Raw genomic sequence first — 25,029 nt, 5'->3', positions numbered from 1 at the left:
ATCCGATCGACGAGACCCATCGACCGAAACATGGAGGCGCAGATGGCCACGAACCCCTTCGACGACGACAGCGGAACCTTCTTCGCGCTGGTCAACCACGAGGAGCAGTACTCGCTCTGGCCGACCTTCCGGCCGGTGCCGGGCGGCTGGAGCATCGCCTACGGCGCTCCCGCGGGGGCCGGCCGTCAGGAGGTCATCGACTGGATCGATGCGACCTGGAAGGACCTGCGGCCCAAGTCGCTGCGCGACTTCGTGGCCGAGCACGAGAAGGCCGGCGCGTAGCTCGTCCGGCGGTACCCGAGTTCAGCCGAAACATCCAGCGGAAGAGAGAGTTCACATGCTGCGCACGGTCCTCGGTGGGAAGATCCACCGCGCCACCGTCACCCAGGCCGACCTGCACTACGTCGGCTCGGTCACGATCGACTCCGACCTGCTCGAGGCGGCCGGCCTGGTCGAGGGCGAGAAGGTGCAGATCGTCGACATCACCAACGGCGCGCGGATCGAGACGTACGTGATCACCGGGGCCTCCGGCTCCGGCCAGATCTGCATCAACGGCGCCGCCGCGCACCTGGTGAAGCCGGACGACCTGGTCATCATCATCTCGTACGTCCAGGTGGACGACGCCGAGCTGCTCACCCACCGGCCCCGGGTGGTGCACGTGGACGCGGCCAACCGGATCGTCGAGCTGGGCAGCGACCCCGCGCAGCCGGTCCCGGGTGCGGTCGACCAGCTCGCCACGCGGTAACCGCGATGAGCCTGGCCCCGCTGGGCCCTCGGGACCCGCTGGTGCTCGAGGGTTTCGTGCCCTACCCGGAAGACCTGGCCGCGCACTACCGCAGCGCCGGGTACTGGACCGACCAGACCATGGCCGAGCCGCTGTTCGAGTCGGCCGCCCGGCTGCCCGACAAGACCGCGATCGTGGCCGGGGAGACCCGGCGCACCTACGGTGAACTCACCGGGCGCATCCTGCGGATCGCGGCCGGGCTGAGCGACCTGGGCGTGCGCCGGGGCGACCGGGTCGTGGTGCACCTGCCGAACATCCCCGAGTTCGTCGAGTTCGTCTACGCGTGCTGGGAGATCGGGGCGGTGCCGGTGTTCGCCCCGGCCGCCCACCGGCGCACCGAGATCGAGCACTTCGTCCGGGTGGCCGAGGCCAGTGCCTACGTCACGGTCTCCCGGCACGACGGCGCCGACCTGGCTGCCCTGGCCGCGGAGCTCAAGGAGGCCTGGCCGGTCCTGCGGCACACCATCGTGCTCGACCCCCAGGGTGGGGGAGAGGCGCTGGAGCGGCTGCTGGCCTCCGAGCCGCTGCCGCACGAACGCCGGGCCGTCGCCTCGGACGTCGCGCTGCTGCAGCTGTCCGGGGGCACCACCGGCCAGCCCAAGATGATCCCGCACACGCACGAGACGTACCTGCACTCGGTGCGCCAGAGCATCCCGCTGTGCGGCATCAGCGAGAGCACGGTGCAGCTGATCGCGGTGCCGGTCTGCCACAGCATGTCGGCCCGCTCGCCCGGCTTCCTGGGCGTGCTGGCGGTCGGCGGCACCGTGGTCCTGGCCCCCAACGGCAGCCCGGACAGCGTGTTCCCGCTGATCGAGGAGCACCGGATCACCCAGTCCTCGGTGGTCCCGCCGATCGTGCTGGCCTGGCTGAACTCCTCGCTGAAGGAACGCTACGACCTCTCCAGCCTGGAGAGCCTGCACGTGGGCGGGGCCCGGCTGAGCGCCGAGGCGGCCCGCCGGGTGCGGCCCGAGCTGGACGTCGTGCTGCAGCAGGGCTTCGGGATGGCCGAGGGCCTGGTCAACTACAACCCGCTCGACGTCGACGAGGAGCGGAGCCTGACCTGTCAGGGCCGGCCGATCTCACCCGGCGACGAGCTGCTGGTGCTGGACGACGAGGGCAACGAGGTGCCCCGGGGAACGCCGGGCCACCTGCTGACCCGCGGCCCGACGACGATCCGGGGCTACTTCCGGGCGCCCGAGCAGAACGCCCGCAGCTTCACCGAGGACGGCTTCTACCGCACCGGTGACATCGTCCAGCAGGACGAGCTCGGCTACCTGAGCGTCGTCGGCCGCTCGAAGGACCAGATCAACCGGGGCGGTGAGAAGGTCGCCCCGGAAGAGGTGGAGAACTTCATCCTGGGCCACCCGGCCGTGTACGACGCCTCGGTGGTCGGGGTCGAGGACCGGTTGCTCGGCGAGCGGGTGAAGGCCTACGTGATCCTGCGTCAGGACGCCGGGAAGGTGAATCTGGGCGTGATCCGCGGCTACCTGCGCGAGCGCGGCCTGGCTGCCTACAAGCTGCCGGACGCGCTGGAGATCGTCACCGAGTTCCCGCAGACCGCGATCGGCAAGGTCAGTAAACGTCTGCAGCGCGCCCAGGCGTAACCGGGTGCGGGTCAGGGCGGCGGCGCCGAAGGTGCCGCCGCCCTTCCGTTTTCCCACGCGCTCCACAGCTTCGCGTAGCGGCCGCCGGCCGCCACCAGCTCGTCGTGCGCCCCGGACTCCACCAGCTGCCCGGCCTCGAGCACCAGGATCCGGTCGGCCTGGCGCGCCTGCGACAGCCGGTGGGCGATGACCAGCGCGGCCCGGCCCTCGACGACCGCGCTCGCGGCCCGGTCCAGCCGGTCGCCCTCGGCGCTGTCCGCCTCGGCGGTGGCCTCGTCCAGGATCACCAGGGCTGGATCGGCCAGGACGAGCCGGGCCAGGGCCAGGTGCTGGGCGTGCGCGGCGCTCAGGTCGTGCCCGCCGTCGCCCACCTCGGTGTCCAGCCCCTCCGGCAGCATGGCCAGGACGGGCCCGGCGCCGACCTTCTCGAGGGCGGCCAGGACCTGCTCGTCGTCGGCCCCGGGGACGGCCAGGGTGAGGTTGTCGCGCAGGGTGCCGGAGAAGACGTGGGTCTCCTGGGTGACGGTGACGACCTGCTCGTTCGGCAGCCGGTGGGTGATCGAGCCGGCGCCCGGCTGGTGCACCCCGGCGACCAGGGAGGCCAGGGTGGACTTGCCGGAACCGGTGGAACCGACCACGGCCAGCACTTTTCCGGCCTCGATGTCGGCCCGGACGCCCTCGAGCACCGGGCGCCCGGGCCGGTAGGCGAAGCTCACGTCCTGCAGGGCCACGACCGGGCCCGGACCGTCGGCGGTGTGGCGCTCCTCGGCGGCGGGGGTGTGGGTGCGGATCACGCCGATGATGCGGCCCAGGGCCGCGACGCCGGACTGGAGCTCGTCGATGACGAACAGCAGGCTCTCGATCGGGGCGGCGGCGCGCAGGAACAGCAGCGTGGCCGCGGTGACCTGACCGGTGGTGCTCTCGCCGCGGGCGGCCAGCCAGATGCCGATGCCCAGCACCGCCAGCAGGCCGATCGCCTCGGTCACGTTGAGCCGGCCGAACAGCCGGTTCTGCACGATCCGGGTGCGCATGGCCCAGCGCACCACCTGCCAGCTGCCGTTCTCGATCCGGGCCAGCTGCCGGCGCTGCAGCCGGTGCGCGGTGACGGTCGGAACCTGGGTGAGGGTGCCGAGCACCTCTTCCCCACGGTCCGACTGGGCGGTGCGCTCGGCCAGGTAGACGCCGGGGGCCAGGCGCAGGTACCAGCGCACCGCGACCACGTAGAACGGGATGGTCAGCACGAAACCGGCCAGGTACCAGGCGTTCAGCGCGGTGAGTCCGGCCCCGGCCAGGGCCAGGGTGAACACCGACAGACAGACCTGGGGCACGACGTCGGGCAGGGACTCGGAGACCTGGCCGACGTCGTCGGAGGCCCGGGTGACCACGTCGCCGACCCCGGCCTCCTCCACCGTTGCGCGGGGCAGAGCCAGGGCAGCGCTCACGTACTGCTCGCGCAGTTCGGCGATCACCGTCTCGGCGACCCGGGCCAGGGCCATCGCCGCCACCAGCGACAGGGCCGCGGTGGCGACGGCGGAGGCGGCCAGGAGCGAGACCTGCCACCAGAACGCCGCCGGGACGCCCCGGCCGGCCCAGTCGCCGACGGTGTCGACGAGTCGGCCCACCACCAGCGGGAACACCAGGCCGGTGGCCGCCTCGGCGACGATCAGCGCCAGGATGCCGGCCAGCCGCAGGCGCCGGCCGGCCAGCACGCCCCACAGATGCGCGGCGACGACCCGGCCGGGGGCGACCGGAAGTGGTTCAGGCATCGACGGTCTGCTCCTGCTCGAGGGTGATGACCCGGTCGGCCACCGTACGGAAGGCGGGTGCCGAGGTCAGCACGACGGTCGCCCGCCCGTCGCGGTGCGCGCGCAGGGCCGCGGCGACGGCCTGCTCGGTGACCGCGTCGACCGAGGACGTGGGATCGTCCAGAACCATCAGTTCCGGTTCGGCGGCGACCGCGCGGGCCAGGGCGATGCGCTGGCGCTGGCCGCCGGACAACTGCCAGCCGCCGTAACCGGCTGCCGTGTGGTACCCCTCGGGAAGCTCCTCCTCCTTCAGCGCGGCCACGCCGAGGGCGGCCAGCGCCACGTCTTGCCCGACCGGGTCGTCGCCGGTGGCGCGCACGTTGTCCAGCACCGAACCAGGCAGAAGGGCCGGAGTGTGGGGGGCCACGAGCATCTCGGCGCGCACGGCGGGGTCGAGGTCGGCCAGGGGGGAGCCGGCGAAGGTGATGCTGCCGGAGCCGGGTGCCGATCGCAGGGCCAGGGCGTCGCTGAGCGCGGTGCGGGCCGAGGGAGGCAGGTCCAGGACCACGAACTCGCCCGGTTTGACGCACTCGGTCAGCTTCACGTTCTCGCCCAGCGGCACCTGGTCCACGACGAGAGCGCGCACTCCCGGCCCGGACTCGGCCTTCGCGGCCGGGCGGGCGGCGGGCGGCAGGGTGGTGGACAGCAGGTCCAGCAGTCGCTTGGCCGAGGCCTGGGACATGGCCAGAAGACTTCCCAGGGTGCCGATCAGCGAGTGCAGCGGATCGATCAGGGTGACGGCGACGGAGGAGACGCTGACGAACTGCCCGACCGTCAGCTGCCCGTCGAGAGCGAGCAGCCCGGCGGCGGTGGTCACCCCTGCGGCGAACAGGTACCCGACGATGACCGACGCACCGTGGAAACCGGCCTCCGCGTAGCGGGCGGCGATCGTGGCGCGCAGCGCCCCGCGGCTGACCTTGCGGTATCGCTGGGTGGCGGTGTCCTGGGCGTGCAGGCCCCGGATCACCCGGTAGCCGGCCACGAGATCGGCCGCGGCGGCGGCCGCGTCGGCGAGTTCGGCCTGTTCGGCCTCGCTGCGCCGCCGCAGCGGGGCGGCCACGAAGTGCATGGCGACCAGGGCCACGGGCATGGCGACGATCACGCCGAGGCCGAGCAGGGGGTGGATGGTGACCAGGACGGCGGCGGCCGTGACCAGCCCGACCACCTCGGCCGGGGGATAGACCGAGACGTAGACGGACTGACAGGCGCGCCGGGCGTCGGAGGTGGCCAGGGACAGCAGACGCCCGGGCGGCTGGGACGAGGCACCCAGGTCACGTTCGTCGAGCAGGCGGGACAGGGTCAGCTGGGAAAGTTCGAACTGGGCCCGCTGAACCCCGTACCACCCGGCCCGGCCGCCGAGCCGGTAACCCACGTTGATCAGGACGTACGTGCCCACGATGGCCGCGACCCAGGTGGTCAGCGCACCGGAGACCTGATCGAAGCGGGCGCCCCCGGCCAGGGGGGCGACCACCGCGTCGATCAGCCGACCCACCGCGACCGGCAGCAGCACGTTGGCCACGTTGAACACGGTCAGCAGCCCGAAGCCGGTCAGTGCGTACTTCCACACCGACGCGATGATCGCGATCTGCAGCCGGGTCGGCGACCAGGTCGGATCGACCTGCAGACTCGGCTCGGCGTCGGGTCTCTCGGGGGCCTCGAAGAGTCCGAAGCGGGTTTCGGCCGGCACGCTCAGTCTTCGTCGAGTTCGTTGTCGTGGTGGTCGAAGTTGACCACGCCCTGCTTCCAGTACCCGTCGACGATCAGCTGCTCCTTGGGCAGGCCCAGGTCACGGCGCAGGTAGCGGCGGATCGGCTTGATCCGGTTGGTCTCCCCGGCCGCGAACACGAACACCGTGCTCCGGTCCTCGGGCAGGTCGAGCGCCCGCAGCGCGGTCTCGAGCGGGCTGAGGTCGCCCTCGCCCACCGGGGCGGTGCTGCGGTGGATCCAGCGCAGGTCGAGGTCGGCCTTCCCCGACAGCGGCTGCTCGTCGGAGGCGTCCTGCACCTCGATCAGGGCGGTGACCCGGGAGCCGGCCGGGGCCTCCTCGATGATCCGGGCGATCGCCGGCAGCGCGGGCTCGTCGCCCAGGGCCAGGAAGTGCGGGTAGTTCTCGGGCAGCAGCCAGTTGGCGCTCGGCCCGTTCAGCACCAGCGGGTCACCGACCTTGACGTCGGCCACCCAGCGCCCGGCGACCCCGTGGTCGTGCACGACGAAGTCGAGCGTCAGCTCCTGCTTCTCGGCGTCGAAGGCGCGCACGGTGTAGTCGCGGTGGATCGGGTCGGTGCTGCCGCCGGTGACGTACCACTCGTCCTCGCCCTGCCGGGACGAGACCAGCTCGCCCGATTCCGGGTGGGGGAAGAAGACCTTGACGTGATCGGGCGCGGAGAAGTGGGCCCAGGGGAAGTCGGCCAGGGACTCGCCGCCCACCACCACGCGGCGGTAGCGGGGGGTGACGTCCTCGAACCGGACCACCTGCACGTCGCGGCTGTCGATCCTCTCCATCCAGCTGAACTGCAGCTTGCCGGTCAGGTTCTGTCCGGTGAAGGCTCCGAACTCACGGGCGGTCATCGCACGTCCTTCGTCTCTGGGGTGGGATTTTCGGGCTGGTCGGGCTCGACCGGCCGGACCGCGGCGCGGCGCGGGTCCAGCGGGACGACCGAGGGAGTGCCGGTGACCGGGTCGGGGACGACCAGGGCACGCAGGCCGAAGACCTCCTCGACCAGGTCGGGGGTGATCACGTCGGCCGGCACCCCGGTGGTGACCACCCGCCCGTCGCGCATCACGATCAGGTGGTCGGCGTAGCGGGCGGCCTGGTTCAGGTCGTGCAGCACGGTGACGATCGTCTTGCCCTCGTCGTGCAGGGTCCGGAACAGCTCCATCAGCTCGTACTGGTGGGCGATGTCGAGGAAGGTGGTCGGCTCGTCGAGCAGCAGGATCGGGGTGTCCTGGGCCAGCAGCATGGCCACCCAGACCCGCTGACGCTGGCCGCCGGACAGCTCGTCGACCAGCCGGCCGGACAGGTCGCTGAGGTGCGTGGCGGCCAGGGCCCCGGCGACCGCCTCCTCGTCGCTGGCCCGCCACTGCTGGATCAGGCTCTGGTAGGGGGCCCGGCCGCGGGCGACCAGGTCGGCCACCCGGATGCCCTCCGGGGCCAGGGAGGTCTGCGGCAGCAGCCCCAGCCGGCGCGCCACCTCCTTGGACTTGTACGCACTGATCGTGCGCCCGTCGAGCAGCACCTGCCCCTGGCTGGGTGTGAGAACCCGGGCCAGAGTGCGTAGCAGGGTGGACTTTCCGCAGCCGTTGGGCCCGATGATGGCGGTGAACGACTGGTCGGGGACCACGACCGAGAGCTGCTGGGAGATGACCCGCCGGTCGTAGCCGATGGTTGCCTGGTCTACCTGCAGACGAGTGCGGGCGGTGGCCTGGGTGGGTGAGTCGGTGGTGGTCATCGCACGGTTCCGTACTGTCGGCGGGTCTCTCGGATCAGCAGCCAGATCAGGTACAGCCCGCCCAGGCAGACGGTGAGCAACCCGACCGGGATCGGCCGGTACACCTGGGCGATCAGCAGGGAGGCCAGGTGCGCGCAGGCCAGCAGGGCGGCCCCCATGCCGGAGGCGGCCAGCAGGCTCACCCCGGCCGAGCGGGTCAGCCGCCGGGCCAGTTGCGGCGCGGTGAGGGCGATGAAGCCGATCGGCCCGGCCGCGGCGGTCACCGCGGCCACGGCGGCGACCGCGGTGATCATCAGGCCGAGCCGGGCCGGGGTGGGCCGGGTGCCGAGCGTGACCGCGGCGTCGTCGCCCAGTTCCAGGCGCTGCAGCGCCGGGGCCAGAACCAGTGCCGCACCGACGATCGGCACGGTCAGGACCAGCGAGGGCAGCAGGCTGTCCCAGGTGACCCGGGCGATCGAGCCGGCGCTCCAGAACCCGACCGCCATCGCGTCGTCGATGCTGGCCCGTGAGATCAGGTAGGCGTTGACCGAGCCCAGCATGGCCGAGACGCCGATGCCGACGATGATCAGCCGGAAGCCCTGGATGCCGCGCCGGTAGGCCAGGAAGTAGACCACCGCCGCGGTGACCAGCCCGCCCACGGTGGAGGCGGCGGCCATCGACCAGTAGCTGCGCGAGCCGAGCACCAGCATGGTGATCACGACCGCGGTGTAGGCGCCGGCGTCGAACCCGATCACGTCGGGCGAGCCGAGCGGATTGCGGGTCAGGGACTGGAAGACCGCCCCGCTGAAACCGAGCAGCGCACCGAACAGCACGGCCGAGATCGCGATGGGCAGGCGCCACTCCAGCACCACGGTGCGCGGGAACGACTCGCCGCCGCCGGTCAGGGCGGTGAGCACCTGTTCGACGGTGAGGGGGAAGTCGCCGATGGTGATGGCCAGCACCGAGATCAGGACGGCGGCCGTGAACAGCACCAGCGAGACGGTGATCAGGCGCAGCCCGAAGCGCACCGAGAACCACCGGCCGCGCAGAGTTGTTCCGGCGTAGCCGAAGTCGACGCTCACAGCCCACTCGCATTCCGCCGGCGCACCAGGGCGATCAGCACCGGCGCGCCGATCACTGCGGTGACGATCCCGACCTGCACCTCACCGGGACGGTCGAGCACCCGCCCGAGCACGTCGGCCGCCAGCACCAGGACCGGTGCGGCCAGTGCGGAGTACAGGATGATCCAGCGCTGGTCGGGCCCGGTGAACCAGCGCACCACGTGCGGCACCATCAGCCCGACGAAGGCGATGCCGCCGGTCAGGGCGGTGGCCCCGCCGGCCAGCAGGGTGACCGCGACGACCCCGAGCACGCGGGTGCGCTGGACCCGGGTGCCGAGGGAGGCGGCCAGGTCGTCGCCCAGGGCGATGGAGTTCAGCGAACCGGACAGGGCGATCGCGATCAGCAGGCCGGCCCCGATGAACGGCGCCACCTGCACGGCGTCTTCGCTGTTGGTGGCCGCGATCGAGCCGAGCCCCCAGTTGCGCAGCGCTTCGAAGGTCTGTTCGTCGATCAGGGTGAGGAAGTTGGTCACGCCGCCCAGCACTGCGTTCAGGGCCACCCCGGCCAGCACCAGGGTCTCGGGCGCCACCGAACCGCGCCCGGCCGAGCCGATCAGGTAGACCAGCACGGTGGCCGCGGCCGCGCCGGCGAAGGCGAACCAGACGTAGCCGGAGATGTCGTTGAGCCCCAACAGGCCTACGCCCAGGGTGACCGCGAACCCCGCGCCGGCGTTGACGCCGAGGATGCCGGGATCGGCCAGCGGGTTGCGGGTGAGGGCCTGGATCAGGGCTCCGGCCACGCCGAAGGCGGCGCCGGTCAGGATGCCCAGCAGGGTGCGCGGCATCCGCAGCGTCCAGACGATCAGCGCCGGCTCGGAGTTGTCGTGCGCCCGTAGCCCGGCCCAGACCTGCGGGAACGAGAGGGGATTGGAGCCGACGGCCAGGCTCAGCAGGCAGACCAGCACCAGGGCGGCGAGCAGAACCACGAACCCGGCCGCGCGCCGGCGCTGCAGGGCTGCCCGAGAGACCGTCTGGTCGGGGAGTGCGGCGACTGGGCGCGACGCAGCGCGCGTCACGGCGTCAGACATGGCTCTCCCCAGACATTGACAGGACATTCACAAGGACATTCGGCAGGTTAGGACAGGCTCAGCTTACCCAAGAGCGGATCATTGACCAGGAGCCCGCAGGTGAGGTTAGGCTCACCTATCTTCGCGAATGGCACAAGCTGCCAGCAAGCCCGAAAGTTGCCCGTTCGAACCTCTTGTGTGGGTTCGTCCAAGTAAGGTAAGCCTTACCTCCCTTACCGGTGAACGACGAGAGGGACGGTCAATGAGGGTGTGCGTCGTAGGGGCGGGCCCGTGCGGTCTGACCACGGTCAAGCAACTGCGCGACGAGGGGCACGAGGTGGTCTGTTTCGACCAGAACGCCGACCTGGGCGGGATCTGGCTGCGGGAGGGCGACGACGGCACGAAGACCAAGGCCTTCGACCATCTGCGGCTGACCATCTCCATGCGGCTGATGGCCTATTCGGACTTCCCGTTCAAGGGTGGCCGCAAGTTCTTCACGCGCCAGCAGTACCTCGACTACCTGGTCGACTACGCCCAGTACTTCGGCCTGGACGAACTGATCCGGTTCGGGTCCGAGGTCCGCGACATCCGGCGCGAGGCAGGCGGTTACCTGGTCACCACCCGCCGGGAGGGGGTCGAGAGCACCGAGAGGTTCGACGCCGTCGCGATCTGCTCGGGCCCGTTCAAGACCCCCAACCGCGACATCCCCGAGCTGGCCGGTTTCACCGGCGAGATCGTGCACTCCGCGGAATACCGCAACGCGGAACGATTCCGGGGCAAGCGGGTGCTGGTGGTCGGCCTGGCCGAGTCCGGCGCCGACATCGTGCGTGAGGTGGGTGACAGCGCCGCGGCGACCACGCTGGCGATCCGCTCGTACAGCTACCTGCTGCCCCGCATCGTGGACGACCACCGCACCACCGACAACCTGACCACCCGCTCACACCACTACGAGATGTACGACCGGGCCACCCGGCGTCCTCTGGTCTACCAGACCTTCTGGGGCCGTAACCGCTTCGCCAAAGCCTTCTTCGGGCTGGTCTCGGTCGTCCTGGGCCTGGTCTCGGCGCTCGGCGAGGACGTTGACAACGTGCGCAACCGCTTCCGGCCGGGGCGGCGCAAGCTGCAGCCGCTGAACCCGATGGGCGAGTCGATCGAGCCGGAGAAGATGGACCTGGGCACGGTCGAGGACGACACCAACTGGATCCTGATGACCGAGTGGAACGAGAAGTCCCACCCCGACGGCAGCTGGAGCCCGCGCCGGATCTTCTGCAAGAACGTCAGCTTCCTGCCCAGCATCGCCAGCGGCAAGGTGGTGGTGAACGACGCCGGCCTGGCCCGGTCCGAAGGCTCCACCGTGCACTTCCGCGACGGCGCCTCGGCCGAGTACGACGCGGTCGTGCTGTGCACCGGCTACCACCGCGACCTGCGGGTCGGCGACCTCGACGTCGAGGACGGCAACGTCCGCAACCTGTACAAAGCACTTCCTGCACCCCGACCACGACGGCAAGGTCGCCTTCATCGGCTTCGTGCGCCCGTTCTCGGGCGGCATCCCGATCTGCGCCGAGATGCAGGCCCGCTACTTCGCCCGGGTGCTCAGCGGCAACCTGCAGCCGCCGAAGGATCTGGCCAAGGTGATCGCCGAGGAGAAGGACTGGGAGGAGTACTGGACCGCGCTCAGCCCGCGGCACACCGAGTCCCACCCCTCCCAGGTCCTCTACCTCGACGCCCTGGCCCGCGAGCTCGGCTGCCTGCTGCCGATGCGCTCGCTGATCACCAACCCCAAACTGTTCGTCCAGGTCTGGTTCGGCAGCTTCAACCCCTCGGCCTACCGCATCGTCGGACCGCACAGCCTGGGCGACGCGGCCCTGGCCGACCTGTACTCCGAGCCGGTGGAACACCGCTGGTTCATGGCCCGCAAGATGTCGCTGCTGCGGTTCATGCCCTCGTCGGTGCACCCGAAGAACGAGTGAACCCCAGGTAGGCCAGCCACCCGCCGTGCTCGGTGATGTCCTTGCCGGCCCGCGCCGCCTCCACCGTGCAGCCGAACCCGGCCACCCACGACCCGTTGTCCAGCTCCACCCGGCCCAGGTTCATCGGTGCCGGGAGCCCGGCCAGGAACGCGCCGAGGGCACCGGTGGAGAGCTCCCACAGTTCGCCCACGATCGAGGAGCCACCCGGGCCCACCCGCTCCAGACCGGGCTTGGGTGGCACGGTGTCGAGCGCGCTGAGCGTGTAGGCCGGGGCGGTGCGGGCCGGGCCGGCCCAGCGGGCGCCCAGAGCCTCCAGTTCGCGGGCCAGCGGCTGGCCCTTGAGGTGGGCACCGACCACCAGGAGCTGCTCGGTGTTCACCGGCGGCCAGGGAACGACTGTTTCCCGGGCGGGTGCGGCGCCCGCCGCGGCTACGGAGTCGGTGAGCAGCTGCACCCGTTCGGCCAGGTCGAGGGCGACCGCGTCGTGGAAGGGGCGGGCCAGGACGGTCACCCCGAACTGGTCCTCGCCCGCCGTGCCCGAGGGTACGGCCACGGCGCACAGGTCGAACAGGTTGCAGAAGTTCGTATAGGTGCCCATCCACGAGTTCACGCCGACCGGGTCGGCGGCGACTTCGGCAATGGACGGGTGCCCGGGCGCCGTGGGTACGAGCAGTGCGTGGAACCCGGCCAGGGTGCTCATCGAGGTCTGACGTAGTTCCTCCAGCCGAGCCAGGTCGCGGACCATCGCACTCGCGGTGTGCCGCCCTGCCTTGCTGATGATGGCCGCGACGGTGGGGTCCAGGTCGGGAGCCCCGGACTCGACGAATTCGCCGACCGCAGCGTGACGTTCGGCGACCAGAGCGCCGTCGTAGAGCAGGGTGGCGGCAGTGAGGAAGGTCTCGAAGGGGATCGTTTCGACGGTGCACCCGCCGGCTCGCAGGCGCTCGACGGCCGCCTCGAACGCCTCCGCGTAGCCGGGGGCCAGGCCGGGAAGCTGATCCGGGACGGCCACTCTGGCGTTCGGCGGGGCCGCGAGGGGGATGTCGGCGGGCCAGGTGCGGGTGTTCGGGCCGCCGGCCATGGAGGCCATGCCCAGGGAGGCGGTGCCGAGGTCGCGGGCGAAGACGGTCACGGCGTCCCAGGAACGGCAGGCCGGCACCACGCCGTCGGTCGAGACCACACCGAGGGTGGGCTTGATTCCGACGATGCCCTGGAGGGCGGCCGGGATCCGGCCGGAACCGGCGGTGTCGGTGCCGATGGCCAGGTCGGCCAGGCCGAGGGCGACCGCGACGGCGGAGCCGGAGCTGGAGCCGCCGGAGATGTGACTGGGCCGGCGGGCGTCGCGCACCCCGCCGTGCGGGCTGCGCTGCCCGACCAGTCCGGTGGCGAACTGGTCGAGGTTGGTCACCCCGATCACCGCCGCCCCGTCGGCCCGCAGCCGGCCGACCGCCTGAGAGTCTTGCGCGGCCGGGGTTTCCGAGTACGACGGGCAGCCGGCCGTGGTGGCGAACCCGGCCACCCCGACATTGTTCTTGACTGCGAGCACCAGCCCACTGAGCGGACCCGAATTGCCGCCACCGACGTCTTCAGGTTCGTGCAACCCGATCCAGACCTCGGGCCGCCCGACTTCGGCGATGGCCCGGAAGGCCGCGCTGATCCGCTCGTTCACGCCGTTTCTCCCGCCGGTTCCAGAACCACCAGGGCGTCCCCGGGGGCGACCTGGGCGCCCGGGCTCGCCGTGACCAGGGATACCCGGCCCGCGCAGGGGGCGAGCACCGACGTCTCCATCTTCATCGCCTCCAGGGCCATCAGGGTCTGGCCCTTCTCGACCAGATCGCCCACCTCGACCTCGACCTTCCAGACGTTGGCCACGAACGGCGCGTCGACCCGGGTACCGCCTTCGGGCACCACCACGTCGAGGAGTTCGGGCACGACCGACGCGGCCGCCTGCTCGGCCCGGTCGAACTCGCCTGCGGCCTCCCAGTCGGCCCGCTCCTGGGCGAAGGCGGCCTGCTGCCGGGTGCGGAAAGCCTCGATCTCGACGGCGTTCTCGTCGAGGAAGCGCTGATGCTCGGCCAGCGAGAAGGTGTCCTCGGTGATGTCCAGGCCGCCCCGGCCCGCGGCCAGGTCGGCGCGCAGGTCGAGAAGCTCCTCCGGGGAGACCGGGTACCAGCTGATCCGGTCGAAGAAGTCCAGCATCCAGGGGTTCTCGCCGGACTTCGGGTGGGTGCGCCAGACCTGGGTGGTGCGGCCGACGAACTGGTAGCCGCCCGGGCCCTCCATGCCGTAGATGCACAGGTAGGCGCCGCCGATGCCGACCGAGTTCTCGGCCGTCCAGGTGCGGGCCGGGTTGTACTTGGTGGTGACCAGGCGGTGACGCGGGTCGAGCGGGGTGGCCACCGGGGCGCCCAGGTACACGTCACCCAGCCCGAGCACCAGGTAGTCGGCGTCGAAGACGGTGCGGTACACGTCGTCGGTGGTGTCGAGACCGTTGATCCGGCGGATGAACTCGATGTTCCAGGGGCACCAGGGGGCGTCGTCGCGCACGCCGGCCATGTACCGCTCGATCGCCAGCCGGGTGGCCGGGTCGTCCCAGCTGAGCGGCAGGCGCACGCGGCGGCTGGGCACCACCAGATCGGTGGCCGCGGGCAGGGTTTCCTCGAGTTCGGCCAGCAGGGCCAGCAGTTTCGGAATGCTCAGGACGTCGGGGTCGACGTGGATCTGCAGCGAACGGATGCCCGGGGTGAGGTCGATGACGCCCGGGTGGGCGAGCTCGGCCAGGGCGGTGTGCAGGGCGTGGACCCGGGCGCGCAGGTTCAGATCCAGTACCAGGTAGCCGTATTCGACCAGCACGTTGTCGTCGCCGGAACGCCGGTAGGTGACGTGCGGGTCGCCGTCCCGGCGGGCCAGGACGCCGTCGTCGCCGTCACCAGAGGCGACCGGCCGGGTCAGATTCATCGAGCGGGTGGTCGCCTCGGCCCGGACCGGCACGAACGAGACCGTGTCGCCCGGGCGCAGCTGGCCGAGCTTCCAGCGATCGGAGCTGACCACGGTGACCGGGCAGACGAACCCGCCCAGGCTGGGTCCGTCCGGCCCGAGCAGGATCGGGGTGTCGCCGGTGAAGTCGAGAGAGCCCACCGAATAGGCGTTGTCGTGGATGTTGGACGGGTGCAGCCCGGCCTCGCCGCCGTCCTGGCGGGCCCAGGCCGGCTTGGGCCCGATCAGACGCACGCCGGTACGGGCCGAGTTGAAGTGCACGCCGTAGCGGGTGGCGTAGAGGGTGTCGATGTCTTCGCGGGTGAAGAACTCCGGGGCGCCGTGCGGTCCCTCGGTCACCGCCAGTTCCCAGTGGTTTTCGAACTGAGGACGCTGGTGGGCCTCGACCGGTCCGGTCGGGTCGGTCTGTGGCGGGCTCGTGCGCAGGACGTCGCCCAGACGCAGCGCGCGCCCACCATGCCCGCCGAACTTGCCCAGGGTGAAGGTGGAGGCGCTGCCAAGATAGCCCGGAACATCGAGACCACCGGCAAAGGCGACATACGTACGCAGGCCGGCTACCGCGTCCCCAATTTCGAGGACTGCCCCGGCAGGCACCGTAACCGGCTCCCACATCGGAACTTCGGCGCCGTCGACGGTCAGGGTCGCCGGCGCACCGCTGACGCAGATCAGCGTCTCGTGGCTGAACTTCAGCGCCGGACCGGTGGCCGTGCACTCCAGCCCGGCCGCGTTCGCCTCGTTGCCCAGAGCAAGGTTGGCCAGCCGAAGTGACCGGTCGTCCATCGCCCCGCTCGGTGGCACACCCACCTGCCAGTGCCCCAGACGTCCGTCGGCATCCTGCACCGTGGTCATCAACCCGGCCCGCTCGACCGTGATCCGGGGCTCCGGATCGCCCACCCGATCGAGCGTTCGGGTGGTGTGGCTGACCTCGCGCACCTCGGCCAGGGCAGGCACGGCCCGCAGCAGGCCCAGGTTGACCTCGATGCCGTCGATCCGGGTGGACCTCAGCGCAGTGGCCAGCCGGTCGAGGGCACCGTCACGGTCCTCGGCGGTGACGATCACCTTGGCCAGCAGCGGATCGTAGGCCGGGGTGATCTCGGTGCCGGTGCTCACCCAGCCGTCCACCCGCACGTCGGTGGGCAGCTGCACGCCGGTCAGCGGACCCGCGCTGGGGCGGAAGTCGTTGGCCGGGTCCTCGGCGTAGATCCGGGCCTCCACCGCGTGCCCGTGCGTGGGCACGGCACCCAGGCCGGTCTCCGCGTCGACCAGATCGTCGAGGAGTTCCTTCTCGCCCCCGGCCAGCCGCAGCATCCAGGCCACCAGGTCCACGCCGGTGATCTGCTCGGTGACCGGGTGCTCGACCTGCAGGCGGGCGTTCACCTCGAGGAACGAGGCCTCCTGGCGCTCGGCGTCGTAGACGAACTCGACCGTGCCCGCGGAGCGGTAGTCGAGCGAGGCGGCGAGCCGGCGGGCGGCCTCGTGCAGCTGCTCACGCACCTGGTCGGGCAGGGCCGGGGCGGGGGCCTCCTCGAGCACCTTCTGGTTGCGGCGCTGCAGGGTGCAGTCGCGGTCGCCGAGCGAGACCACCGAGCCGGCGCCGTTGCCGAAGACCTGGACCTCGACGTGCCGGGCCCGCTCGACGTAGCGCTCGGCGAACACTCCGGCCGAGCCGAAGTTCTGCGTGGCCATCCGGGTGACCCGCTCGAAGCCGGCCCGCAGTTCGTCGGCGTCGCGGCAGACGACCATGCCGATACCGCCGCCTCCGCCGGTGGCCTTGAGCATGACCGGGTAGCCGATCGGCTCGACGGCCAGCACCGCCGCGTCGGCGTCGGCCAGCAGACCGGTGCCGGGGAAGATCGGGACACCGGCGGCCTGGGCGGCTGCGCGGGCGGTGTGCTTGGCGCCGAACACCCGCAGCTGTTCCGGAGTGGGGCCGACGAACACCAGCCCGGCGGCCTCGGCGCGCTCGGCGAAGGTGGCGTCCTCGGAGAGGAACCCGTAGCCGGGGTGGATCGCGTCGGCGCCGGTGGTCCGGGCGGCCCGGAGGATGGCCTCGACGTTCAGGTAGCTCTCGGCCGGGGGAGTGGGGCCGAGCAGCACGGCCTCGTCGGCCAGGTGCACGTGGGCGGCGCCGCGGTCGGCCTCGGAGAACACCGCGACCGTGCGCAGGCCGAGTTCCCTGGCGCTACGGATGATCCGGCAGGCGATCTCACCGCGGTTGGCGACCAGGAGCTTGGAGATCTCAGACACCGGCGTGCACCACCATCTCGGCCCGGCTCGGGTCGAAGCCGTTGCAGGGGTTGTTGATCTGGGGGCAGTTGGACACCAGCACCAGCGTGTCCTTCTCGGCCCGCAGGGTGAGTGAGAGACCCGGCGCCGAGATGCCGTCGACGATGCCCAGGGCGCCGTCCGGGTCGACCGGGACGTTCATGAACCAGTTCACGTTGGGCACGTGGTCACGCTTGCCCAGGCCGTAGCGGGACAGTTCACGCAGGAAGTTCTCCGCGCAGGCGTGCTGGTTCCAGGTGTGGTGGCCGTAGCGCAGGGTGTTCGACTCCTTGGAGCAGGCCCCGCCGAGCGTGTCGTGCCGGCCGACGTCGTCGCTCAGCACGGTGAGCAGCGGGTCGGACTCGTTGTCGCGCAGCACACTTCCGGTGGTCAGGAAGATGCTCCCCTGTTCCTGAAGGGTGGCCTGGGCGCTGTAGGCCCGGCTGGTCTCGTGCGCGTCGTAGGCCAGGAAGTCGACCGCCTGGTTGCCGTCCAGGTCCACGATGGTCAGGGTCTGACCGGCCTCGAGGACCCGGGACCACGGAGCGCGGGGCGGGACGGTCTCCCGGTGGATCTCGGTGCTGCTGCTCATGCCTGGCCCCGGCCCTTCAGGTAGTCGTGGGTGTTCTCGAAGGCGCGCCGGCCTTCCGGGGTCGCCGACCACAGCTCGTCGGACTTTTCGGTCGCGCTGTCCCGCCAGGCCGTGATTTCCAACGGAGTGCAGGTGTATTCGGGCCTTGGGTCGAGCGGGTGCGGCGCGTTGGCGACAAGCATGATCACGGGCATCTCGGTGCGGATGGTCAGCGACCGGCCGGGTCCGGCCGAACCCTCGAACACCGGGGCTCCGGCGTCGTCGATGCGTACGCCCTGGAAGAACGAGACCGAGGGCGGGATGTCGCGCCGGCCCAGACCGTGCTTGGTGGCGCCGAGCACGAACAACTCCCGGCCGGCGGGCGACGGGCCCTCGGGAGCGCCGTCGCCGTAGCGCCTTTCGTTACGGTCCTGGGTGGAGGTGCCGTAGATCGTGTCGTGACGGCCGGAGGTGTCCTGCGTCACCGAGGCCAGCACCCGCCCCTGGTCGGACAGCAGCAGCTGCCCGGCCGAGGTGTAGACCTGCCACTGCACCTTCACCGTGTCCGCCACGTTGAGGCGCTCGGCCGTGAGGTCGGCGTTGAACAGCAGCACGTGGGCGCAGGCGTCGCCCTCGAGGTCGGTCAGCCGCACGCTGGTGCCGCGGGCCAGGCTGCGATGGGCGTAGCCACCGCCGGAAACCCGCTCGGCCCAGACCATTGCGTCGCTCGGCACGCCCTCGGGGGGCGTCGGGACGGTGTGGACCGCCATGCCTTCCTGAGCCCGGGCGTGGGCGCGGGCTCCCGCGGTGGTCGCGGTGCCCGCTGCTTCGGGTGTCTGCTGTGTCATCGGCCCGTCCTGACTTTCTGTCGCTTGATCGAAAGTCAACGGGGGACGCGTGTCACGGGCGTCTCCGGTGTGTTAACTCCCGATGAAACGCGGCTTCGGGAGCCGGTTAACACGATTGTGTGCCGCCGGGTAGCACGGACGTAACACGAGGGGGGCTGAATCGGGCTCCATATCTGTCGATCGACAGAAATCTCCTCGTGTCCTCCGGTCAGGAGCCTTCATGATCACCATCGGTGTCGCGATCTCGGTGCTGGCCGTGCTCGTCGTCGGTCTGGCCGTCGCCCGCAAGGTCGACGGCGACAGCGCCAACTACCTCGTGGCCGGGCGCCAGCTCGGTGTCCCCCTGGTCGCCGTCTGCCTCACCACGGCCGCCGTCGACAGCAACGCCACCGTCGGCAACACCGACCTGAGTGCGGCCGCCGGCTTCTGGGCCGGTGCCTCCCTGGCCCTGGGCCTGGCCATCTGCCTGCTGCTGGCCGGGCTCTTCCTGGCCAAGCCGATGAACCGGATGGGCCTGTTCACCCTGGGCGACTTCTTCGCCCGCCGCTACAACCGCCCGGTCGAGGTGGTCGCGTCGATCCTGATGATCTTCGCCTTCACCATCCTGCTGGCCGGGAACCTGGTGGCGATGGGCTTCCTTCTGGAGACCTTCACCGGCCTGCCCTACGAGGCCGGCGTGGTGCTGGCGGTCGGCCTGATCCTGGCCTACACGATCGGCGGCGGGATGTACTCCGACGCCTACACCTCGATCATCCAGGCGGTGATCACCGGCGTCGGCACCGTTTCGCTGTTCGTCTGGGTCGCTGTCAACTACGGCATCTCCTCGCCCGAGGGCATGGGCCCGTTCGACCTGGGCCAGCTCACCGACCCGGGCCAGGGCGCCGCGATCAACTGGGCCACCCTGATCTCGCTGGGCATCGGCGACCTGGTGGCGATCGACTTCATGCAGCGCATCTTCGCCGCGAAGACCCCCGAGGCGGCGCAGAAGGCCTGCTTCATCGGCGCCGGGGCGACCGCCACCGTGGGTGTGCTGTGGTCGCTGATCGCTCTGACCTCGGTGGTCGAGCTGGGCCTGACCTCCGCCTCCGGACCGATCGTGTACCAGTTGCTCGACAACCACGCGCCGGTGCTGCTCGCCATCCTGGCCCTTTCCGGCATCGTCGCGGCCTCCTTCTCCACCGCCTCCGGCGCCATCCTGGCCACCTCGGCGGTGGCCGTGCGCAACATCGCCGGCGTGCGCCGCGAGGTCGCCCCCGGCCACCACGACCCGCTGCTGCGCTGGACCCGCGTGGTGATGATCCCGATCGTCCTGGTCGGCATCCTGCTGGCGCTGCGGGTGAGCCAGACCGGCATCCTGCTGACCCTGGCCTTCGACCTGATGCTGGCCTGCCTGATCGCCCCGTTCCTGCTCGGGCTGTTCTGGAAGCGCTCCACCTCCACCGCCGCCCTGGCCGCGGCCGGCGTGGGCCTGGTGCTGCGCCTGACCCTGCTCGCCCTCACGCCGACCCTCTACGGCGTGCCGAACGACCTCATCTACGTGGACAACAGCCTGGTGACGGCCGACTTCGACGGCTGGGCAACCATGCTCACCGCGATCGTCAGTCTCGCCGTGTTCGTGGGCGTCTCCCTGGCCACCCGCGCCCACGCCGACGAGGAGCCGGAACTGCGCACCGCCGACCGCTTCGCCACCGAACCCGCCGCTCTCGCCACCGCCGACTGATCCGCTTCACCGGAGGCCGGCCTGGGCGTTGGGTGCGTCCAGGCCGGCCTCCGGGCGACCCGGGGCAAAGCGACGGATCTGCGGGACCCGGACCTACTGGGCCAGGAACTCCCGCACGATGGTCGCGATGAGCTGGGGGCGCTCGCGGATCAGCAGGTGGCCGGCGCCGGGCACGATGCACAGCTGGGCCCGGGGGATGCTGCGGGCGATCAGGGCGGTGTGTTCCAACGAGATCATGTCGCGGTCGGCCGCCATCACCAGGGTGGGGGCGGTGACCCCGGCCAGGGACTCGGGGGCGATCTGGGGCTCCTGCTTCCACAGCTCGACGAGTTTGCCCACCACCACGTCCTCGTGACCGCCGCCGTCGGGCGAAAGGCGCGCATACTCGTCCGTAAGCTGTTGGTGTTGTTCGGCACTCATCGTTCCGGCCGCCTCCTCGTCGGACACGAAGCCCGACGGGTCGAGATTCGCCGCGATCGCCACCAGTGAAGCGACCCGGTCGGCGTGGTCGCGGGCCAGCAGCAGGCCGGTGATCGCGCCGTCGCTGAAACCGACCAGGTGGGCCTTGGGCAGGTTCAGAGCGTCGAGGTAGGTCAGGGTGTGCTCGACCATCGCGCTGTAGGCGAAGGGGCCCTCGACGTCGGCCGTGCGACCGTGGCCGGGACGTTCGGGGGCGTGCACCTCGTAGCTGGGGGCCAGGGCCTCGCCGATCTCGCGCATCGCCTCCGCCGAGCAGAAACCGCCGTGCAGGAGGACGAGGGGTGCGCCGGAGCCGCTCACCTCGTAGTGGGTGGGGCCGTGGGGGAGGTCGATGGTGGGCACCCGGTCACCCTAGGGCTTGGGTGGCGTCGGGCTCGTCGGGCACCAGATCTTGCTACCGGAGAGGCGGGCGGGCGAATAATTTCGGGCCGGATCGACCGGCGGGCGCCGATTGTTTGGTGGGGCTCCGTGCGGCGTCCTATCCTCGCCCGTGACCATTTCCGTGTTCGATCTCTTCAAAGTCGGCATCGGGCCGTCCAGCTCGCACACGGTGGGGCCGATGCGCGCGGCCTACCTGTTCGTCACCCGTTTGCGTGCGGCCGGGCTGCTCGGGCGCACGAGTGCGGTGCGCTGCGAGCTGTTCGGCTCCCTCGGCGCGACCGGGCACGGCCACGGCTCGGTCAAGGCGGTCGTGCTGGGGCTGGCCGGGGAGCAACCGCATCTGGTCGATCCGGTGGCGGCCGACCCGATCGTGCAGAAGGTCCAGGACAATGGACGACTGGTGCTGGCCGGGGAGCGCGAGATCGGTTTCTCGGTGGCTGAGGACGTGGTGCTGCACCGGCGCCGCAAGCTCGACTTCCACACGAACGGCATGATTTTCAGGGCCATGGACGAGTCGGGTCAGGTTCTCGAGGAGCGCGAGTACTACTCCGTGGGCGGCGGTTTCGTGCTGGACGAGGACGAGGCCGGGCGGCCGGTGCTGCGGGCCGACAGCACGCCGGTGGCCTATCCGTTCAGCACCGGCGACGAGCTGCTGGCGCTCACTCGCAGCACCGGCCTGCGGATCAGCGACATCATGCTGGCCAACGAGCTGGCCTGGCGCTCCGAGGCGGAGGTGCGGCAGGGGCTGCTGGAGATCTGGCAGGTGATGCGCGAGTGCGTGGAGAAAGGCACCCACACCGGCGGGGTGCTGCCGGGAGGGCTGAAGGTGCGCCGCCGGGCGGCCCGGCTGCGTGAGCAGTTGGAGAACGACCTGAGCGAACCCGATGCCCTGCACGCCATGGAATGGGTCACCCTGTACGCCCTGGCGGTCAACGAGGAGAACGCGGCCGGCGGGCGGGTGGTCACGGCGCCCACGAACGGAGCGGCCGGCATCGTGCCCGCGGTGCTGCACTACGGCGCGAAGTTCCTGCCCGGCTTCGACGACGACTCGGTGGTGCGGTTCCTGCTCGCGGCCACCGCGGTGGGTCTGCTCTTCAAGGAGAACGCGTCGATCTCGGGGGCGGAGGTGGGCTGTCAGGGTGAGGTGGGCTCGGCCTGCGCGATGGCTGCCGCCGGGCTGGCCGAGATCCTCGGCGGCACACCGGAACAGGTGGAGAACGCGGCCGAGATCGGGATCGAGCACAACCTGGGGCTGACCTGCGACCCGGTCGGCGGGCTGGTGCAGATCCCGTGCATCGAGCGCAACGCGGTGGCCTCGGTGAAGGCGATCACCGCGGCCCGGATGGCGCTGGGCGGCGACGGTATCCACCACGTCTCGCTGGACAAGGCGATCAAGACGATGCGCGAGACCGGGGCCGACATGTCGGTGAAGTACAAGGAGACCGCCCGGGGCGGGCTGGCGCTCAACGTGGTGGAGTGCTGAGCCGTTAGGCCGGGGGAGGGACGCTCCGGAGAGGCGTAAACAGGGGACAGGCCTGGCCGAGAGAGACCGTGGCACGCAAGTGGCACCCACGGCAGCTCAACGGAATGAGGCGAATGTCCACGCGCACGGTTCGGTACGCCCTGATCAGCACGATCGCGACGTTCGGTCTTCTCGTGGGCTCGGCCTCGGCCGCCTCGGCGGCGCCGCAGGCGTCCAAGGCACCCAAGGCGTCCAAGGCTCCGGTCTCCTTCGGGGCCGGCGGTCTCTCCACCTCTTCGGACAGGCCCGACCACGCCTGCCTCAGCGGCGGGGACAGCTGCGTCAGCAGCGACCCGAAGGTGAGTCTGGCCTGGTCCAGCGCGGTCAGCACCGCCGGTTGCCGCTTCCGCGTGGTGATCGACTGGGGTGACGGCCAGGCGGCCCAGACCGCCGAGCTCGGCGGCTCCAAGGACGCCAAGGTGTGGAAGGTCGGCCGCAACTACCCCGGTGGGGTGGCGGCGCGGCAGGCCTACCGGATCACCGCCAAGGCGAGTGTGCTGCAGGACAAGGACAAGCGCGGCTGCAGCATCGAGTCGGCGGCCACCGCGCTGACCCTGATGTGCACCCCGCAGCAGCTCAGCGGCCCGGCCTGGAACACCCGCTTCCCGGGCGGCCAGAGCGCGGTCGAACTGCTGAACGACAGCTTCCGCCCCCGGGTGGAGAAGTTCGTCGCCGCGATGACGAACGCCGGGATCACCGTGCGGCCCACCTCCTCGCTGCGCTCACCCCAGCGCTCGTACCTGATGCACTTCAGCTACCGCATCGCCAAGGGCCAGATCTCCCCGGCCGAGGTGCCCGCCTACGTGCCGGTGGGTTCGGAGCCGGCGCCCAAGGTGTGCTGGCAGCACCGCACGAAGACCGGCAAGACGGACACCCAGGCCTCGGTCGCGGCGGCCCGCCAGCTGCTCGGCGCGCTCGGCGTGGACTCCGCCCTGGCCACCCCGCCGGCCCTGCGCAGTCGGCACAACACCGGCGACGCGATCGACATGGCCGTGTCCTGGTCCGGCCCGAGCGTGAAGATCAAGAACGCCGAGGGCAAGTCGGTGCGGATCACCTCCAGCCCGCAGGACGGCACCAACGCCCGGCTGATGGCGGTGGGGGCGAGCTACGGCGTGCACCACTTCAGCCCGGCTGCGGTCGACCGGAACCACTGGTCGAGCGACGGCCGCTAGGGCTTCGGGGAGCCAGGCGGCCGGTGCCGGACATCCAGCAGATCAGTCCCGCTCCGGCCAGCCCCACCAGCAGCAGGAACAGGAAGGGCAGGGCCCGGCCGGGGCCCTGCCCGAAGCGGTCGAGCAACTGGCCCACGGCCACGTTCACCACGGTCGCGGCCAGGGCCTGCACCAGGTAGTAGAAGCCGTAGTAGGTGCCCCCGAGGCGCTCGCTGCCGACCTGGGGCAGCAGGGTCATCGAGAACGGGTTGGCCACGGCCGTGCCCACGGTGAACAGGGCCGTGCCGAGCAGCACCGGCAGCACGGCGAGCAGACCGCCGGTGCTCCACCGCCCGGCCGGGGCGTCGGCCAGGGCCGGGCCGGCCAGCGCCAGCGGCAGGAAACCGGCGCCCATCAGGGCCAGACCGGCGGCCATCGAGGCGCCCTCGCTGTAGCGGGCCTTGAACCACGAGGTCAGGGGCACCGAGCCGAAGATGCCGATCAGGGTCGAGGCGATGAACACGGCGCTGACCGCGGCCTCCACCCCGGAGACCCGCTGGGCCTCCACCGGCAGGGCCAGGTAGAGCTGCCCGAAGAGGGCGAAGTAGGCCGAGCCGCCGAGCGCGAAGAGCAGGAACCGGCGGTTGGTCAGGACCTCGTGCCAGCCCTGGAGCAGGCTGGTCTCCAGCCGGGGTACCGGCCGGGCGGGCAGGACCAGCACCTGGCCGAGGGTCAGCACGGCGAACACGGCGCAGGCCACCCCGGCGACCAGGCGGAAGTCCACGGCGATCAGCAGGGCGCCGAGCAGTGGGCCGATCAGGGCACCGGCGTGGCCCACGGTGTTGAGCAGGGCGAAGGCCTCGGCGCGGCGCTCGCCCGCGTCCTGCATCAGGTAGGCGCGCACCGCCGGGCCGAACACCGCCCCGGCCAGACCGGTGAGCATGGCCGCCGCGATCAGCCCGGGCAGCGAGCCGACCAGGGTGAACAGGCCGAAGGCGAGCACCCGCAGGGCACAGCCGAGGATGATCATCGGGCGGGCGCCCAGGCGGTCGGCGGCGGCCCCGGTGAACAGGGTCAGGCCCTGCTGGGCGAGCATGCGCAGGGCTAGGACCAGGCCGATGGTGCCCGCGGCGTAGCCCAGGCCGTTCATGTACCCGGCCAGGAAGGGCAGCACCAGGAAGAAGCCGAGGTTGATGCCGAACATGTTGATCATCAGCAGCCGGCTGGCTGCGGGCAGGCCGCGGTAGGCGCTGAGCACGGACGTTCCTCACGGCCTCCGGACGGGTGGACCAGGTCAGCGTAGGCTCCAGATCCGCACTTGCCACCGACTGTTGCAAAGATCTCGCAGTCCGGCGTCATGCCTCCGAGCTCTATT

19 protein-coding genes and 1 pseudogene are annotated in these 25,029 nt (G+C 71.1%); 8 read left to right on the top strand and 12 right to left on the bottom strand.

Annotation, left to right across the window (positions count from 1 at the left end; genetic code table 11):
- Positions 1 to 42 precede the first annotated feature (42 nt).
- Genes LWF15_RS22370 through LWF15_RS22360 form a run of 3 tightly spaced genes read left to right on the top strand, consistent with a single transcriptional unit; the run spans position 43 to position 2,388 of the window.
- Complete coding sequence (locus tag LWF15_RS22370; RefSeq protein WP_232812851.1) at positions 43 to 282, top strand: MbtH family protein; 240 nt, start codon at positions 43 to 45, stop codon at positions 280 to 282.
- Positions 283 to 337: 55 nt separating this feature from the next.
- A complete protein-coding gene (panD, locus tag LWF15_RS22365) occupies positions 338 to 745 on the top strand; it encodes an aspartate 1-decarboxylase (protein WP_232812850.1) in 408 nt (135 codons plus the stop codon).
- A gap of 5 nt (positions 746 to 750) precedes the next feature.
- Positions 751 to 2,388, top strand: coding sequence for a (2,3-dihydroxybenzoyl)adenylate synthase (locus LWF15_RS22360; protein ID WP_232812849.1), 1,638 nt, complete (start codon positions 751 to 753; stop codon positions 2,386 to 2,388).
- Positions 2,389 to 2,399: 11 nt separating this feature from the next.
- On the opposite strand, the gene LWF15_RS22355 is transcribed toward LWF15_RS22360, so the two are convergent.
- Genes LWF15_RS22355 through LWF15_RS22330 form a run of 6 tightly spaced genes read right to left on the bottom strand, consistent with a single transcriptional unit; the run spans position 2,400 to position 9,770 of the window.
- Positions 2,400 to 4,154 (bottom strand): ABC transporter ATP-binding protein, encoded by a 1,755-nt coding sequence (locus LWF15_RS22355; protein WP_232812848.1) that lies wholly within the window; start codon positions 4,152 to 4,154, stop codon positions 2,400 to 2,402.
- Entirely contained in the window at positions 4,147 to 5,880 is a 1,734-nt protein-coding gene (locus LWF15_RS22350; protein WP_232812847.1) for an ABC transporter transmembrane domain-containing protein, read from the bottom strand. Before LWF15_RS22350 ends, LWF15_RS22355 begins: the two co-directional genes overlap by 8 nt.
- A gap of 2 nt (positions 5,881 to 5,882) precedes the next feature.
- Complete coding sequence (locus LWF15_RS22345; RefSeq protein ID WP_232812846.1) at positions 5,883 to 6,761, bottom strand: siderophore-interacting protein; 879 nt, start codon at positions 6,759 to 6,761, stop codon at positions 5,883 to 5,885.
- Positions 6,758 to 7,642, bottom strand: a complete 885-nt coding sequence (locus LWF15_RS22340; protein ID WP_232812845.1) for an ABC transporter ATP-binding protein — start codon at positions 7,640 to 7,642, stop codon at positions 6,758 to 6,760. Before LWF15_RS22340 ends, LWF15_RS22345 begins: the two co-directional genes overlap by 4 nt.
- Entirely contained in the window at positions 7,639 to 8,703 is a 1,065-nt protein-coding gene (locus LWF15_RS22335) for a FecCD family ABC transporter permease (RefSeq protein WP_232812844.1), read from the bottom strand. Before LWF15_RS22335 ends, LWF15_RS22340 begins: the two co-directional genes overlap by 4 nt.
- Positions 8,700 to 9,770 (bottom strand): FecCD family ABC transporter permease, encoded by a 1,071-nt coding sequence (locus LWF15_RS22330; RefSeq protein ID WP_232812843.1) that lies wholly within the window; start codon positions 9,768 to 9,770, stop codon positions 8,700 to 8,702. The genes LWF15_RS22335 and LWF15_RS22330 overlap by 4 nt, the downstream gene beginning before the upstream one ends.
- A gap of 127 nt (positions 9,771 to 9,897) precedes the next feature.
- On the opposite strand from LWF15_RS22330, the pseudogene LWF15_RS38200 reads away from it, so the two are divergent.
- Positions 9,898 to 10,632 (top strand): annotated as a pseudogene (locus tag LWF15_RS38200) (flavin-containing monooxygenase); the annotation flags it as partial.
- Positions 10,633 to 11,314: 682 nt separating this feature from the next.
- A complete protein-coding gene (locus LWF15_RS38195) occupies positions 11,315 to 11,719 on the top strand; it encodes a hypothetical protein (RefSeq protein WP_408623770.1) in 405 nt (134 codons plus the stop codon).
- Here the strand turns inward: LWF15_RS38195 and atzF are convergent.
- Genes atzF through LWF15_RS22305 form a run of 4 tightly spaced genes read right to left on the bottom strand, consistent with a single transcriptional unit; the run spans position 11,685 to position 18,400 of the window.
- The gene (atzF, locus tag LWF15_RS22320; RefSeq protein ID WP_232812841.1) at positions 11,685 to 13,388 is read right to left on the bottom strand and encodes an allophanate hydrolase; all 1,704 of its coding nucleotides are present in this window, start codon (positions 13,386 to 13,388) and stop codon (positions 11,685 to 11,687) included. The genes LWF15_RS38195 and atzF overlap by 35 nt on opposite strands.
- Entirely contained in the window at positions 13,385 to 16,963 is a 3,579-nt protein-coding gene (gene uca / locus LWF15_RS22315) for an urea carboxylase (RefSeq protein WP_232812840.1), read from the bottom strand. Before uca ends, atzF begins: the two co-directional genes overlap by 4 nt.
- Complete coding sequence (locus LWF15_RS22310) at positions 16,956 to 17,573, bottom strand: urea amidolyase associated protein UAAP2 (RefSeq protein ID WP_232812839.1); 618 nt, start codon at positions 17,571 to 17,573, stop codon at positions 16,956 to 16,958. The genes uca and LWF15_RS22310 overlap by 8 nt, the downstream gene beginning before the upstream one ends.
- Positions 17,570 to 18,400 carry an urea amidolyase associated protein UAAP1 gene (locus LWF15_RS22305; RefSeq protein ID WP_232812838.1) on the bottom strand — a complete coding sequence of 277 codons (831 nt, stop codon included), beginning with the start codon at positions 18,398 to 18,400 and terminating at the stop codon, positions 17,570 to 17,572. Before LWF15_RS22305 ends, LWF15_RS22310 begins: the two co-directional genes overlap by 4 nt.
- A gap of 220 nt (positions 18,401 to 18,620) precedes the next feature.
- Here LWF15_RS22305 and LWF15_RS22300 point away from each other — a divergent pair, with 220 nt between their 5' ends.
- Positions 18,621 to 20,120 carry a sodium:solute symporter family protein gene (locus LWF15_RS22300; RefSeq protein ID WP_232812837.1) on the top strand — a complete coding sequence of 500 codons (1,500 nt, stop codon included), beginning with the start codon at positions 18,621 to 18,623 and terminating at the stop codon, positions 20,118 to 20,120.
- A 93-nt stretch (positions 20,121 to 20,213) separates the two neighbouring features.
- On the opposite strand, the gene LWF15_RS22295 is transcribed toward LWF15_RS22300, so the two are convergent.
- Positions 20,214 to 20,942, bottom strand: coding sequence for an alpha/beta fold hydrolase (locus tag LWF15_RS22295; RefSeq protein ID WP_232812836.1), 729 nt, complete (start codon positions 20,940 to 20,942; stop codon positions 20,214 to 20,216).
- A gap of 148 nt (positions 20,943 to 21,090) precedes the next feature.
- Between LWF15_RS22295 and LWF15_RS22290 the strand changes: the two genes are divergently transcribed.
- Together LWF15_RS22290 and LWF15_RS22285 are read left to right on the top strand one after the other, a co-directional pair.
- Complete coding sequence (locus LWF15_RS22290) at positions 21,091 to 22,464, top strand: L-serine ammonia-lyase (RefSeq protein WP_232812835.1); 1,374 nt, start codon at positions 21,091 to 21,093, stop codon at positions 22,462 to 22,464.
- Positions 22,465 to 22,577: 113 nt separating this feature from the next.
- On the top strand, positions 22,578 to 23,675 hold the full coding sequence (locus LWF15_RS22285) for a hypothetical protein (protein WP_232812834.1): 1,098 nt from the start codon (positions 22,578 to 22,580) through the stop codon (positions 23,673 to 23,675).
- On the opposite strand, the gene LWF15_RS22280 is transcribed toward LWF15_RS22285, so the two are convergent.
- On the bottom strand, positions 23,626 to 24,912 hold the full coding sequence (locus tag LWF15_RS22280) for an MFS transporter (RefSeq protein ID WP_232812833.1): 1,287 nt from the start codon (positions 24,910 to 24,912) through the stop codon (positions 23,626 to 23,628). The genes LWF15_RS22285 and LWF15_RS22280 overlap by 50 nt on opposite strands.
- Between the last annotated feature and the right edge of the window lie 117 nt (positions 24,913 to 25,029).

The sequence above is a fragment of the Kineosporia rhizophila genome (assembly GCF_021277265.1).
Classification (GTDB): Bacteria; Actinomycetota; Actinomycetes; order Actinomycetales; family Kineosporiaceae; genus Kineosporia; species Kineosporia rhizophila.
The sequence above is the reverse complement of the archived record's forward strand: the minus strand, read 5'-3'. Positions and strand labels throughout refer to the sequence as shown.